Origin of the sequence: Bacillus sp. JFL15 (assembly GCF_001184225.1) — a bacterium.
In the GTDB taxonomy this organism is placed as follows: Bacteria; Bacillota; Bacilli; order Bacillales; family Bacillaceae; genus Bacillus; species Bacillus siamensis.
In genome coordinates this window covers 1994974-2009491 of sequence record NZ_KQ236689.1, presented here as the reverse complement: position 1 = coordinate 2009491, position 14518 = coordinate 1994974, and the positions used below count along the sequence as shown (strand labels likewise).

12 protein-coding genes are annotated in these 14518 nt (G+C 47.2%); 1 reads left to right on the top strand and 11 read right to left on the bottom strand.

What is annotated here, in order from left to right; translation table 11 throughout:
* Positions 1-77 precede the first annotated feature (77 nt).
* Entirely contained in the window at positions 78-2264 is a 2187-nt protein-coding gene (locus AD710_RS10040; RefSeq protein ID WP_049627906.1) for a DNA topoisomerase III, read from the bottom strand.
* 64 nt (positions 2265-2328) lie between these two features.
* Positions 2329-2763, bottom strand: a complete 435-nt coding sequence (locus AD710_RS10035; RefSeq protein WP_045926223.1) for a transcriptional regulator LrpC — start codon at positions 2761-2763, stop codon at positions 2329-2331.
* A gap of 176 nt (positions 2764-2939) precedes the next feature.
* Here AD710_RS10035 and AD710_RS10030 point away from each other — a divergent pair, with 176 nt between their 5' ends.
* On the top strand, positions 2940-3230 hold the full coding sequence (locus tag AD710_RS10030) for a DUF3817 domain-containing protein (RefSeq protein WP_013351048.1): 291 nt from the start codon (positions 2940-2942) through the stop codon (positions 3228-3230).
* 38 nt (positions 3231-3268) lie between these two features.
* On the opposite strand, the gene AD710_RS10025 is transcribed toward AD710_RS10030, so the two are convergent.
* From AD710_RS10025 to AD710_RS09985, 9 genes are all read right to left on the bottom strand, one after another.
* The gene (locus AD710_RS10025) at positions 3269-4078 is read right to left on the bottom strand and encodes a lipid II flippase Amj (RefSeq protein ID WP_049627905.1); all 810 of its coding nucleotides are present in this window, start codon (positions 4076-4078) and stop codon (positions 3269-3271) included.
* A gap of 498 nt (positions 4079-4576) precedes the next feature.
* A complete protein-coding gene (locus tag AD710_RS10020; protein WP_049627904.1) occupies positions 4577-4999 on the bottom strand; it encodes a pyridoxamine 5'-phosphate oxidase family protein in 423 nt (140 codons plus the stop codon).
* 6 nt (positions 5000-5005) lie between these two features.
* On the bottom strand, positions 5006-5629 hold the full coding sequence (locus AD710_RS10015) for a GNAT family N-acetyltransferase (RefSeq protein WP_049627903.1): 624 nt from the start codon (positions 5627-5629) through the stop codon (positions 5006-5008).
* 87 nt (positions 5630-5716) lie between these two features.
* Entirely contained in the window at positions 5717-6220 is a 504-nt protein-coding gene (locus AD710_RS10010; protein WP_016937220.1) for a D-lyxose/D-mannose family sugar isomerase, read from the bottom strand.
* Positions 6221-6232: 12 nt separating this feature from the next.
* Complete coding sequence (locus AD710_RS10005; protein WP_016937221.1) at positions 6233-7093, bottom strand: SDR family oxidoreductase; 861 nt, start codon at positions 7091-7093, stop codon at positions 6233-6235.
* A gap of 159 nt (positions 7094-7252) precedes the next feature.
* A complete protein-coding gene (locus AD710_RS10000) occupies positions 7253-8767 on the bottom strand; it encodes a class I adenylate-forming enzyme family protein (protein ID WP_049628793.1) in 1515 nt (504 codons plus the stop codon).
* 220 nt (positions 8768-8987) lie between these two features.
* Positions 8988-11072: a BglG family transcription antiterminator gene (locus tag AD710_RS09995; RefSeq protein WP_049627902.1), complete on the bottom strand. Its 2085-nt coding sequence runs from the start codon at positions 11070-11072 to the stop codon at positions 8988-8990.
* A 296-nt stretch (positions 11073-11368) separates the two neighbouring features.
* Entirely contained in the window at positions 11369-12271 is a 903-nt protein-coding gene (locus AD710_RS09990) for an aldo/keto reductase (RefSeq protein ID WP_049627901.1), read from the bottom strand.
* 114 nt (positions 12272-12385) lie between these two features.
* A complete protein-coding gene (locus AD710_RS09985) occupies positions 12386-14389 on the bottom strand; it encodes a penicillin-binding transpeptidase domain-containing protein (protein WP_049627900.1) in 2004 nt (667 codons plus the stop codon).
* Between the last annotated feature and the right edge of the window lie 129 nt (positions 14390-14518).

Sequence of the window (14518 nt, the reverse complement as noted above, 5' to 3'; positions counted from 1 at the left end):
TGTTTGGATTTCATCCCCAATACAGTGAAAACACGACAAAAGGCAGCATTTCTTTAAAAATGCTGCCTTTCTCTGATTTATTTATCCAGGCCGAGTTTTTTCAGCTGTTCTGCCAGCGCGTTGTTCAGCGGCTCCTCTTTGTTTTGGGTTTTCATATAAGAGTTGATGTCCCGCTTGGATGCGCGTCCGGATTTATCTTTCGCCTTGCGCTTTTCAAAGACGGACAGTTTCTCCCGGTGGCCGCATACACATGCGAAGGTTTGGCCTTCACCCTGGCCGCGAAGCTCCATTTTCTTATGGCAGTTCGGACAGCGGGCGTTGGTTTTTCTCGCCACCGTTTTTCGGCTGCCGCATTCCCGATCCTGACACACGAGCATCGTGCCGCGTTTGCCGTTGACTTTAAGCATCATCTTGCCGCAATCAGGGCAGGCGGTGCCTGAAATGTTGTCATGTCTGAAGGTTTGGCTGCTGTTTTTGATTTCCTTCACCGTTTTGTCCGCATATGTTTTCATGTCTTTAATAAACACGGCGGATTTCAGTTTGCCCGCTGCGATGGCGGAGAGCTTTTGCTCCCACTCGGCGGTTAACGCCGGCGATTTTAAATCTTCCGGGACGAGCTGTAAGAGCTGCTTCCCTTTTGACGTGATGAAAATATCTTTTTCTTTTTTCTCGATTAAGAAACTGTTGAACAGTTTTTCAATAATATCAGCGCGGGTGGCGACTGTTCCGAGTCCTCCGGTTTCACCCAATGTTTTCACAAGGTTCTTCTCTTCTCCCTGCATAAAGGCGCTTGGGTTCTCCATCGCGGATAACAGCGTGCCTTCATTAAAACGCGCCGGCGGTTTCGTCTGTCCGCTCGTTTCTTTCAGCGACGAGACGGACAGGCGCTGACCCTGCTGAAGAGCCGGGAGCGTCTGATCTTTATCTTCCTCATGATCGTCGTCATCCTCATACATATCGTACACGGCTTTCCAGCCCGGCGATTGAACGATTTTCCCTTTTGCGGTAAATGTTTCGCCGCCGATATCGGCTGTGACCTTTGTTTCTTCGTATTCGAACGCCGGCATTAACACGGCGAGAAAACGTTTGGCGATCAGATCGTAAAGCTTGCGTTCTTTGTCGCTGAGGCTTGAAAGAATCAGCGGCTCCTCTGTCGGAATGATGGCATGGTGATCCGATACTTTCGCATCATTGACGAATCCTTTATGCGCTTTGACGCCGCGCTTCAGTATTTGATTGACGTATTGTGCGTACGGCTTGACTTCCATGCCGTTTAAACGGTCTTTTAAAGTCGGCACGATGTCGGCGGAAAGGAATCTGGAATCCGTCCGCGGGTAAGTGACAAGCTTGTGCTGTTCATACAGCTTTTGAAGCACGGACAGCGTCTCTTTTGCGGAAAAACCGAAGCGCTTATGAGCGTCCCGCTGCAATTCCGTCAAGTCGTAAAGACCGGGAGCGAAGCTTTTCTTCGCCGTTTTTTTCAATTCTGAAATGACTGCCGGCTTTCCTTGTAGATCTTTTGCCAAACGGCCGGTCACCGTCTGGTCGAACGTTCTTGTCTGCTTTGTTTTTTTATCCTGCCATGTCAGCGTCAACTGATCAGCCGCCGCGCGGAGACCGTAATATGGGACGGGTGTGAACGCCTGAATGTCCGCTTCACGCTTGGCGATCATCGCCAAAGTCGGAGTCTGGACGCGTCCGCATGACAGCTGCGCGTTAAATTTTGTCGTCAGGGCGCGGGTCGCATTGATGCCGACGATCCAATCCGCTTCCGCTCTGGCGACGGCGGAATGATACAGATTTTCGTACTCTTTGCCGCTGCGGAGCTTTTGGAATCCTTCTTTAATCGCCTTGTCTGTTACAGAGGAAATCCACAGCCGCTGAATCGGTTTGCGGACATTTGCCTTTTCGATAATCCAGCGGGCCACAAGCTCCCCTTCCCGCCCTGCGTCTGTTGCGATTACGATCTGGCTGACGTCTTTCCGGACAAGCTGGGCTTTGACCGCGTTGAACTGCTTTCCTGTTTTTTTGATGACGACGAGCTTCAAAGGCTCCGGAATGATCGGCAGATCCTCAAGCCGCCACGATTGATATTCTTTGCCGTATCCTTCAGGATCAGCGAGCGTTACCAAATGGCCGAGCGCCCATGTGACGATGTAGCGGTCGCCTTCAAGATATCCGTTTCCTTTTTTATGACACTTCAGAACGCGGGCCAAGTCCCGGCCGACTGAAGGTTTTTCAGCTAATACAACTGTTTTTGACATGCTTTTTCACTTCTCTTTCTTTCACACTCATCCTGTTATTATAACAGACTTCCTCACGCTCTCTCTAATCGAGGACGTTTTTTGTGTCAATTTCTGAGAAAATGACGTGGGTCACGGTTTGGGCATACGGAGAGGTGCGGTCGATGAAGTGTTCGATCGTTTCCAGGCTGTCCGCGTTCATCTTCAGCATATAACACGCCGCGCCGGCAATCCGAAAACAAAATTCAATGTTGGGAATGGATTGAATGTAGGTTTTAAATTGATCGTATTTTCCGTTTTTCACTGTTGCTTCGACAATGCAGGAAACGGGAAGCCCGATCTTTTTTTGATCAATGTCCAACGTATAGCGCTTAATAACGCCGAAAGATTCAAGCTGCCTGACACGCTCTGTGACCGACGGGGCTGACAATTTGATTTTTCTGCCCAGCTCCCGCATGGACAGGCGGCTGTCCCGCTGCAGCTCTTTTATGATGCTCAGATCAACATTATCTAGTTTCATGACTGTAGTCCTTTCTTACCTTTTTGGCTATATTATCAAGAGAAATCCGAAAAATGACAAGAATAACAATCTGAAATGAGGAAGGTTTTTTCAGGAACAGACGCGAAATGGTCATATTAGGACTGCCCATGGCTTATAGTATAGAGGAAAAAAGATGTCTGACAGGAGGGAATTGTATGTTACACACGCCGATCGGCAGGCTTCGCACGATGGGTTTTATTGAAGGCATGTCACTTTTGGTGCTGCTGTTTATCGCGATGCCGCTGAAGTATTGGGCTCATCATCCGCTCGCCGTCACCATTGCCGGCTCCATTCACGGCGGTTTGTTTATCATTTATTTGGCAGTGCTGGCGTATGCGGCGTTTACCGTCAAATGGCACGTGAAATGGTCAGCCGCCGGTTTTATCGCGGCCTTTATCCCGTTCGGCAATTTTATTTATGATCGCGGCCTGAGAAATTATAAATGAAAAGCTCCTCTTTTTTGCAGAGGAGCTTTTTTTATGCGTTACATCCATTTCGTCACCCAGGCGATATAATAAGCGCCGGGGAGGAATACGAGCTGAGCGAGAAGCGTGCCCGCGACCCTTGAGGTCACCATCGTCAATGATGTCCATTTTAAGGAGACATAGCTGCGCTTGCCCTTCGCCACATCGTCTGCCAGTACGGATACTTTCGGATCAACAAACACGGCCAACAGCATGGTCGCAACCCCGTTGATTAAACCTGATGCCATCACCGCCGTCGTGCTGTGCTCAGGCGCGAGAAGGCCGGCGTACAGAGCGGACAGGACGCCGATCGTGTAAATGGACGTAATGACCATATTAATGACAAACAAGCGTTTCGGGATCATTCGGAATTGAAGCCCTTTTAAATAGGAGACGGACGGCAGTCTGATATAAGAACGCGCATGCTTCAGCCCGTTCAGTGAAAATCCTTTTTTAAATACCTGCATGACGGAGCCTCCTCCGTCCGCCAAGTGTATAATCGCCCTGGTGAATAACGCGACGAATGTCGGCAAAAGACAGATGCCGAGTATCGTTCCGACCGTGGAGCCGAATATTAAAAACCGAAACTGAGCGCCCACAACAGACAGGGCGTTTGATCCGGCGGCATCAATCAGATGTCCGGTAAACGGCTGCTGGACCATGTTTGACATGCGCGATACGATGACCATGACATTAAATAATGACAGCGCGGACGCGATAAATCCGACTCTCGCGCCGGAAAGCCGTGTTGCATAAGCAAGTGTTTCAATCGAATGTATTAAGAGCAGAAAACAGAAGATAAACAGTACTTGTGAAGTCATAACGTGCAATGTATGATTCCTCCAAATCTTTTCATACTGATTAGACTCTGCAGAAAGCGGCGAGGTTTCGGACGATCAAATAAAAAAACCGCCCGGATGTCCGGTGCGGTTTTGTCTTATTCTTTTCTTACGCAAATAAATAATGTATGGTTTCCCGCCTTAGCCCGCGGGTGATTCGTAAATTACAGTTCCGAGAATCATTCTTCGAAAGTAAACACCATGGAAGTTCTTGAACACAAGACAACGAAAGCCCTACCTCTCAATCGTCACTGCGGCTCCGAAGCCGCGCCGGTGTGAATTGTAAAACAAAAAGTCTTTTTTCCATCTCTTCGTTAGGGGCGAATAGTCAGAAGGAAAAGAATAAGCTCAGCTTTTTTTCAAGCTGTCCGTTGAAGCCTGAAGCTTCTATATCAAAACAGAAAAAAGAAGTTTACTTTCTTTTTTATTTGCATGTTGTCACTTAGCAGTTAATTATAACAGATTGCCCCCGAATGATCAAATGATTTATTAAAGTTCCAGCTCGGCCGGCGTTTTTTCACCCGCGTTCATGAGCTTGATCTGCTTCGGTTCAATTTCAAGAATCACCAGGTTCGGATCGTCTTTTCCTTCGAACCAGCGTTCCAGTTTCGAATCCCACAGCTTTTCTTTTAAATCTGCTGAGTTGTTCAGTTTGGCGGTTCCGGCCACTTCCACATAAGCGTCACCGAATCCGTCACAGTCATACCCTAACAAGATATGAACATTCGGATTGTTTTCAATTTCTTCCGCTTTATGAGTGTCTTTGCTCGTCGGCGTATAAATGGTTAAGCCGTCATGGAAAAATGTCATGTAGCGTGAATACGGCTTGCCTTGCTCTACTGTCGCAAGCGAACCGACTTTATGATGATCCAGTACTTCAAGCACTTTTTCTTTGATTTCATTTTGATTCATGAAGAATCACTCCTTTTTAACGTCTCCGCTGTTACTTTTCCACATTGGGGAGACATTTAAACCAAGAAATGTGCTCTTCTGCCGTTCTTCGCTCCATTCCCGCTTCAGCATGCTGTAATTCACCGTGTCATGGTATGCGCCCTGTACGAAAATGCCTTCTCTCGTCAGTCCTTCTTTCTGAAATCCAAGCCGTTCCGCCACCGCCCTGCTTTTCGTGTTTTTTTCAGCGGCGCTGATCATGATGCGGTTCAGCCCGAGGTCCTGAAATGCATGGGTGATAACCGCCCGGCAGCTTGCTGTGATGATGCCGAATCCTTCATGCTCCCGATCCAGCCAGTAGCCGATCTCTGCTTTTTGATTGACTGAATCGACATTATGGATGCTGATCATGCCGCAAAACCGGCCCTTTACAAAAATTCCGGCGTCGAAACCATTCTCTTCCGCGTATTTATAGCGCCATTCCGGAATGATCACATCGCGGTACGTATCGATATCAGCCAGTTCTTCCGCCCAGCTGAGCCATTCGCTGAGATGGTTTTGATTTCGCTTCAAAACAGAATACAATTCGTTCGTATCTTCTTTGGTAAGCAATCTGATCGTCAGATGTTCCCGGATTTGACAGGAAAACACGATCACACCTTCTTTCCTTTATTAGCCATTATACAGATAAATTCGTTTTTTTCCATACAAAAAAAGATGAGGCGTGCAGCCTCATCTTTAAATGCGCGGGTCGGTAAAAATGTCATGATCATCCGTGCTTGGCGATGACATTTCCGTAACGACGGCCCCTTCCTCTCCTGCTTGGAACCAATGTTTCGTATCCGGCGGAATGGTGTATTGTCCGCCCGGTTCCAGCACAATTTCATTCCAGACGGTGTAGTATTCCTTATCTTCTTCCGGCGGAAGGACGCTTGGGTTCTCTGCCTTTTCGCCTTCCACGTAGAGATACACCTTCCCCCAGCGGCAGCGGAATGTCTCTTGTTTTCCCTTTTCGCCGCCGACCGGCGGATGACGGTGTTCCGGACACGTCTGGCGCGGGAAGAGCACCAATTCTTTTGAACAGTAGCGGTCGGTATTCACATAAATAAACAGCTGAAGCCCGGTTTCCTCAAGCTTGCCTAAGCCGTAATCCATGATTTGAATATCTTCGACTTCGTCATCAGTCAGAACGATTCCCGCTTTTTGATAGTATGCATTTACGTCTTGCTTCGATATTGTCATGCTTCAGCCTCCTTATGTGGTCACAAATCTGCCGCCGTTGACATGCAGCGTCTGTCCGGTCATATAAGATGATTCATCTGAGGCCAAGAGCACATAGCAGCCGACATGCTCAACAGGCTGGCCTGCCCGGCCCATCGGCGTATCCTGACCGAAGGAAGCGACGGTTTCTTCCGAGAATGTCGCCGGAATAAGCGGTGTCCAGATCGGTCCCGGCGCCACGGCGTTGACACGGATACCGTCGTTGACGAGCGCTTGCGCCATTGATCTCGTAAAACCGTTAATCGCGCCTTTCGTAGCCGTGTAGTCAATCAGCTGCGGATTGCCTGTGTATGGATTAATGGATGTCGTATTGATGATCGCGCTGCCCGGCTTCATGTAATCAATTGCTTTTTTAGTCAAATAAAATTGTGAGTAAAAGTTTGTCTTAAAGGTTCTGTGAAGCTGCTCGCTTGTAATGTCCTTAATGCTTTCTTTCGGATGCTGTTCCCCGGCATTATTCACGAGAATATCAAGACGTCCGAATTCTTCAACCGTTTTTTCAACGGCTTCATTGCAAAAGTCTTCCTCACCGACATCGCCGGAGATTAACAGACATTTTACGCCTTCTTCTTCCACTCGTTTTTTTGTATCCTCCGCATCTCCGTTTTCATCAAAATAAACGATCGCGACATTTGCGCCTTCCTTTGCGTAAGCGACCGCTACGGCGCGTCCGATACCGCTGTCGCCCCCTGTGATAAGCGCGGTTTTCCCTTTTAGTTTATCAGCGCCTTTATATTCTTTGTATTCGTAAACAGGCGCCGGATTCATTTCGTTTTCAATGCCCGGCTGGCGGTTTTGTGATTTTGCAGGGAATTCCTTCGGATAGTTTTCCATGTCAAGTTCCTCCTTATTGTTCGTTGTCATATTTCTTGTCTACCTCTGCTGGCTTTTGGATAAACATGAATGAGACAGTTCAAAATGTTTTCGGAGAAAAATGTTTCACATGAAACGCAAGAAAAAAAACCCGGCTGGCAGCCGGGTTTATGTTTTCAATTATGAACGTACCGCTTGTTTGCGGAGAACGTCTTTTCTCACTTTTCCAAGGTTGTTTTTCGGAAGTTCGCTGACGAACTCAATGTCCGGAATTTTAAAGGCAGCGAGACGTTCTTGAAGGAATCGGGTCACTTCTTCTTCTGTCAGGTCTTCTCTACCGTTTGTCACGATGAACGCTTTCGGTTTTTCACCGTAAAGCGGATCAGGGATACCGACAACCGCCGTTTCGAGAATTCCCGGCACTTGCTGAATGACCTCTTCAATCTGGTCAGGATAAATATTGTCGCCTCCGTAGATGATGACATCTTTATAACGTCCGGTGATAAAGATAAATCCGTCTTCATCCACATATCCGGAATCGCCCGTATAGAACCAGCCGTCTTTCAGCACTTTTCGTGTCGCTTCTTCGTTATCTTCGTATCCTTTGAATAAAAACGGATTTGTCACAACGACTTCTCCGATTGAGCCTTGCGGAAGGACTTCGCCTGTTTCCGGATCTTCAATGCGGACGTCCACTTCTTCCATCGGTTTACCCGCGGAAGCGGCTTTATCCATTCCCATTTGCGGATTCCAAGAGCTGATGCCCCATGCTTCAGTGCTTCCGTATCCGTGCATGAGCGGAATGCCGATGTCGCGATACTGCTGGATCAGGCTGCTTGGCACCTTTGTTCCTCCAGTCATCAAATAAACGATAGAAGACATGTCAGTCTGGTGCTTTTCCCAGGCTTTCAGCAAGTATGTGTAATAGACAGGAAGCGCCATGATGGTTTGAATTTTCTCCTTTTCGATGAGCTTCAAGTTTTCTACAGGATCCTGATTGTCTGTCATAATGAATGTCGTTCCGCTCATCGTGCCGACCATCTGGCAGATAATCGCGCTCGTATGGTAATTCGGATGGCATGCTAAGAAGCGGACATTCTGCATTCTCCCCGTGTATGCCAATGTCGCTTTTACGTAGTTGTATATGCCGCCGTGAGTGATCATGCAGCGTTTCGGATTGCCAGTAGTACCCGAGGTAAACATCAGCAATGCCGTATCGTTTTCGGACACTGTTTCGACGTCCGGTGTATCGCCGGCGCCTGTCAATAAAGCGTCAAACTCAGGTGTTGTCTCCGCAGCTGTTCCGGTCACGACCTTCAGTTTAAGAGAAGATGCAAGCGCAGGAAGCACTTCTTCCATAATCTCTTTAAATTCAGTGCCGTAAAAAACAGCTTTCGGTTCACAGGCTGCTAAAATGCCTTTCATTTCATACGGTGTTAATTGCCAGCTGACCGGCACAACCACCGCTCCGATTTCAAGTGCCGCAAACATGACGATAGATGCCGCGTGGCCGTTTTTACAAAGCATCGCCACTCTGTCGTCTTTTTTTATTCCTTTATCAAGAAGCGATTGCGCAAGCTGGTTGATTCGTTTTCGATATTCCGCGTAAGTCAGGGTATGCGCACCGCTTTTTACAGCTTCGATCTCTTCGCTATTTGAAATGTCGTGCAGAATCAGATGCTGTAATGTCTCCATATTTTCATCTCCCATAATCATAAATCACAAAAAACTCTGTCAGATTTTCTTCCTCACGCAACCCATTTTAAACCAAAAAATATAACTTGTAAAACTATTTTGTTTTAGAACTATTCCATTCGTGAATGATACAATAGTCCCATGTTTTAGTTTCTTCCCTTCCCCTTACCCTCATACATACAGAAAAAAACACACCCCATATGAGGTGTGCGCCATCTGTTCAGCGCTGTCCTTTTTCCTGAATGAAATGATAGAACAGCCTGTTTAAACGTTTGTATAAATCGGCCTGATCCTCAGTCTGGAAGGCTTTTATACTGGCTTCGGATTCAATGATGGCCGAGCTGACCGCACTTAATATTTCCGATCCTTCAGCGGGCATATCAGCCGGCGCCATCATCACTAAAGCGCGGCCGACGGTCAGGGAATTTCCGTCCATGCCTTTGACACTGCATGGAGCTGTCAAATCATAAATTTTGAAAAAAGGCGTGACAATTTCTTCATTTTTGAGATGGTACAGTGCCATTGCCGTTCCCGGAATGCCGAGACCGCCCTGTTCTTCACGCTCTGCAAGGTGCTGTGCGGTTTTTCGGGCATGATGAACCAATCCTTCTTCCTCCAGCATGGCAAACATACGGTTCAAAAACAGCTCATACGCCATGTTTGAATCAATAGATTTGATCGAAAAGTTCCGCAGCACGCTTTGGATAACCGCCGCATAATGCGCCATACGCCCGGCCGCTTCCAGCATATCAGGCGTCTCCGGCTGGTTCTCCTCTCTTCTGCCGTTTCTTTTCTTGTCAAGAATCAGCGGAATCTTTCTTTTGATGTACTGCTTGACCTGATCGGCGTCTTCTTCATTTAAAAGCGGACTGACCATGACATAATCAATGTTTTCATACGGGATCGGCACGGTGGACACGATCATGTCGTACGCGGCGGTATCACGGTCCTTCAGTTCAATAAGGGAAGACATATCAAAGGAACGGATTTCCGGGAGCTCTTTTTTCAGTCTGGATGCGAGCATTTTGGACGACCCGATGCCGCTTGAACAGACGATCAGCGCTTTGATTTTCGCTTCTTCCCGTTTGATTTCCAGGGCGGAGCCGAAGTGCAGAACGATGAAAGCGATCTCATCATCAGGGAAATGAAGCCCCGGAAAGAATTTTTCCATTCCTTCTTCTACGGCCATATACAGCAGGAAGTAGTCGCGTTTAATTTGCTGAGTCATCGGGTTGTACATGTCGATACTCTCTTTTACCCGGTTGATGGCTGGCTCGAGATGAGCGATTAAACCGTCGTATAAAGAGCCGTTTTCCGTCAGATCCATTTTAATTTTTTCTGAAATGAAGCCGATCAGCTGCTTTGTTTGCAAAGCCGTTTCAACTTCAATGTTCTCGGGCTTGAATTCGGTTTTGTATTGGCGGTTGGCGCTCCGTAAATGGATGGTGATATAGCCGATCTCAGCCTCCGGTATCGAAACGCCGAATGCTTTTTCAAGCTCTTTTGCCATTTCGAGCGCGGAGCCGTATTCCTTCGTCTGCTGCAGCGCTTTTAGTTCAGAAGCCTCCATCGTGATGGTTTCTCCGAGTCTGATCCGCTCCATCGCAAAGGTTAAATGAACCGCCAGCGCCATATAGGAGCTGTCAGATAAGGCGATCGAAATTTTTTCCTTGAGCTGAATCAAGAGCCGGTCCATTTTCAAAAGTTCCGCTTTATTTACGACGCCGAACATTTTATCAGCAGCGTCGGGTTTTCCTTTAATATTCAATTCAACCGCTTCCAAAAAGCTTTGAATATCAAGGCGGTTGACCATGAGATTGCCGACGATTTTCCGTTTCGCATTTTCCGGCCCCGTCAGCTGAATGCCGAAGCCTCTTTTTCGGATCAGCGTCAAGCCGAAGGGCGCAATCCAAGTCTCCAGCTCATCAAGATCATAACTGATCGTCGCGTTTGTCACTTGGAGTTCGTTCGCCAGACTGTAGAGCTTGATCGGATCTTGGGACTCTAATAGTGAACATAGGATTAAAAGTTTCCGCTCCTCAGCGCTGTATTCTTGCTGTTCATAGGACAGGTCTGAAAGGAGTTTCTGTTTATCCTCCGGGTTTCCCACCGCTTTCAGTCCTTTGCCGGGCTGTTTATCAAGTGCCAGACCGAATGATTCCATCAGCGGTTTGATTGTTTTTAATTCGCGGTGAACGGTTCTTGTGCTGACTTGTAAAGCTTCCGCCAGTTCATGCACTGTTTCGTACCGGTTCTGCAGTAAAAGATGTTTCATTAATTTTTGTTCTCTCGCTGTCATATACATGAAACGCGCCTCCAGATTTTCTAGTTGTGGGGGATGCGGCACATGGGGGGTGCTTCCGGGGAAAGTGTTGTAATTAAAAATATAAAACGCTTTCAATGATTATTCAACCATTTTCTAATGGCAATTTGGCACTGGTCCGTGTGACAGTATTGAATAAGAAAAATGTGTCAGATAATATGCCATGACGCTTGGTTCCTTTCATCTGAACGGCTATACTTCAAAGTGACCTTACTTGTTTTTAGACATTGCACACCACATAAACAAACGCCCGGGAAGATACCTTCCGGGCGTTTTGTTTATGGAATATCATAACCTTGGACACTTGTATAAACCCGAAACCATTGATCATGGCTGAGTGTGTTAGCTGATGCACGCACCGCGGCGGAAATGCGGCTCTGTTTTCCGCTGCCGACAATCGGCATGATGTCCGCCGGATGGGTGAACAGCCATGCGTACATGACTTCGTCAATGGACGCAGCGCCGATTTCTTCCTGTACGGAACGAAGCGCCGCGCGGATCCGGACGTCCTTATCTGATTGGCCTGTAAAAACGCTTCCGCCCGCAAGCGGTGACCACGCCATCGGCGGGATGCGTTTTTCCTGACAGAAATCCAGCGTGCCGTCATGAATATTTTCCAGCTCGTAAGCAGAAATTTCAATTTGGTTCGTGATGAGCGGATCGTCCAAATAGGATTCGAGCATTCTGTACTGGTGCGCTTTAAAGTTTGACACTCCAAAATATCTGACCTTGCCCGAGCTTTTCAGCGCATGAAACGCTTCAGCCACAGCTTCCGGGTCCATAAGCGGGTCGGGTCTGTGAATGAGCAGCACATCGAGATAATCCGTATTCAGATTCAAGAGCGACTGCTCAGCCGACGCTAAGATGTGAGATTTCGACGTATTATAATGGTGCGGCTTGTTGCCGGGCCGTTCCGGTGACTCAATGACGATCCCGCATTTTGTGACGATTTCGATTTGCTCCCTTATCGAAGGTGAAAGGGACAAAGCACCGCCGAACAGCTTTTCACATGTATAACTGCCGTATATATCGGCATGGTCGAAGGTGGTAATGCCTTGGCTGATACACCATTCAATCAGATCCAGCAGCTCTGTGTCCGAATAATTCCATTCGTTCAGGCGCCAAAGTCCGTGTATCACTCTTGAAAATTCCAGGTCTTCAGCCATTTGAATACGCTGCATGTGAAATCCCCCTTTTTCTTAGTGAGCCCTTGTCTCTCTGTTTTCAGGAATTGCCCATGCTGTTTCATTCTGCTTCGGCGGCTGATTTTCCTTTCAGCCCGCAAAAATCGTCATTTAATGATTCTGAAACTGCTTTTTCGCTTTTTCAACGACGTAATGGCTTCCGCCGCGTTTTTTGACGTCTTGAATCATCATCGCGATCAAGAGGTCTTTCTTTTTATAATCGTAGCCGACAAACCAGCCGTTTTCTTTGCCGTCTTTATCTTCTTTTGACGTTTTCAGCTCGGCTGTGCCGGTTTTTCCGGCTACAGTAATGCCGCTTACGGCCGGCTGATATGCAGAGCCGCGCGGATCTTCAACGACGCCTCTCAGCCCTTTTGTGATTTCTTCGGCATTGGCTTTGGATACCACTTGCTTATGCCAGATTTGCGGTGTTTTTTCTCCGTCTTTGATTAATGTCGGTTTGACGAGATTTCCGTCTGTTACAAATGCGGTATAATCAGCCGCTAAGTGCAGCGGAGACATCAGCATCTGCCCTTGGCCGTAGCCCGTATCTCCGAGAAGAATTTCGGAATCAAGCCTGCCATTTGCGATTGACGACTTTTCAATCGGGAATTGGTACGGAATGTCTTCGTCAAAGCCAAATGTTTTTAATCCTTTTGTAAACGCGTCCGCTCCGGCGTCTATGGCATTTTGCGCAAAGTAGATGTTGTCCGATGTAATCAGCGCGTTTTCGAGATCCACTTCATTCAGGCGCTCTGATACGCGTGTGACATGGTAACCGCCCCAGCTTGAATCTTTCTGCCACTCTTTTCCGGTGATTTTTTTCTTTTCCGACGCTTTCAATGTGCCGTTTGTCAGGCCGACTGCCGCGGCAATCGGTTTAATCGTTGATCCCGGTGCATACAGCTTGTTGAATTTCGCTGAAAATGGATTGTCTTTATTTTCATTCAGTTTTTTCCATTCTTTGCCGCTCCAGCCGAAAATAAAGCCGTTCGGATCATAAGACGGTGCGCTGACAAGCGCGAGGGTCTCTCCCGTTTGCGGTTCAAGGGCGACTGCCGCTCCGCTGTCATCTTTCATGGAATCATACAGCTTCGTCTGCGTTTTCATATCAATCGTTACATGAATATCCTGCCCGTTTTCGGCTTTCTTTTCAGCAATGACCTCTCCCGTTTGCGGGACGTAAATTTTCCAGCCGGTCGTGCCGCGCAGCTTGTCTTCGTATACATTTTCAAGGCCGGCGGTGCCGATTTTGGAGGTGTCGCTGTATTGGCCTTCTTTCGCTTTTTTCAGCTGCTCCGCTGTGATTGTTTTAATATATCCGGTCAGATGGGCCGCTTTTTCACCGTATGGATAGTAGCGGGAGCTGACTTTCGTTTTCGTCACGCCATCTAATGCGAGCAGGCTTTTGACCTTGCTTTCATCATCCGGTCTGATTTTTTGAATCGGAACATAGGAGTCATCTTTTACCCAGCCCTGATTCAGCTTGCTTTTGATATCGTCTTCAGAAAGGTCCAGTTTTTCAGACAGTTTTTTGATCACGCTGTCTTTATCCTTGCCGAGTTTTCCAGGGATAATGCCGATTTCCGGCACCTCCGTATTCACGGCCAGGCCTTTGCCGTTTTTGTCGTAGATTTGCCCGCGCTTCGGTTCTTCATTTGCGATCTGCACGGTTTTGTCATCGGAAAGCTGTTTGAAAATAAAAGAAGGATTCCAGTCGATGTTCCATGATTCTCCATCGTCTGTTTTTTCTTTTTTCAGGACGGCCGTGTTGTCAAAGGCGACCTTCCCTGCTTTTGTATCCATGCTGACTTTATAATCGATGTGCTGAAGGTCATCTTTTTTCTTATCGTCTTCGTCCTGTTTTTCGGCAGTGACTTTCAGATTTTTGACCCCTGCTTGTTCATAAATGGTTTCATATCGTTTTACAAAATCCTTTTTGGATAGTTTTTTCTTTTCATCCTGGGTGAGGCTTTGGTACATTTTATCGTAATGACCGCCATTCCAGTCTTTTACGAAATCTTTCATTCTGTCTTCGGCTGACTCCGATTTCGAGCAGCCGATTAAACCTATGATTCCTGCGAGTAAAAGTAATAGGTATAATCCTTTTTTCACTGTCTATTCCCCTGCCTTCCAATTGTTATTTTCTCCTAAACCAAATGAGGCTTGCAAGGATTTTTTATTTATAGTGTTTTAAATTTTTATGTTTTTCAGCTATTTTTGTCCATATTTTTATACAATGTA

Coding starts and splice junctions, on each gene's coding strand:
- AD710_RS10040 (WP_049627906.1), bottom strand. CDS start 2,264: ATGTCAAAAACAGTTGTATTAGCTGAAAAACCTTCAGTCGGCCGGGAC.
- AD710_RS10035 (WP_045926223.1), bottom strand. CDS start 2,763: ATGAAACTAGATAATGTTGATCTGAGCATCATAAAAGAGCTGCAGCGG.
- AD710_RS10030 (WP_013351048.1), top strand. CDS start 2,940: ATGTTACACACGCCGATCGGCAGGCTTCGCACGATGGGTTTTATTGAA.
- AD710_RS10020 (WP_049627904.1), bottom strand. CDS start 4,999: ATGAATCAAAATGAAATCAAAGAAAAAGTGCTTGAAGTACTGGATCAT.
- AD710_RS10010 (WP_016937220.1), bottom strand. CDS start 6,220: ATGACAATATCGAAGCAAGACGTAAATGCATACTATCAAAAAGCGGGA.
- AD710_RS10005 (WP_016937221.1), bottom strand. CDS start 7,093: ATGGAAAACTATCCGAAGGAATTCCCTGCAAAATCACAAAACCGCCAG.
- AD710_RS10000 (WP_049628793.1), bottom strand. CDS start 8,767: ATGGAGACATTACAGCATCTGATTCTGCACGACATTTCAAATAGCGAA.
- AD710_RS09995 (WP_049627902.1), bottom strand. CDS start 11,072: ATGTATATGACAGCGAGAGAACAAAAATTAATGAAACATCTTTTACTG.
- AD710_RS09990 (WP_049627901.1), bottom strand. CDS start 12,271: ATGCAGCGTATTCAAATGGCTGAAGACCTGGAATTTTCAAGAGTGATA.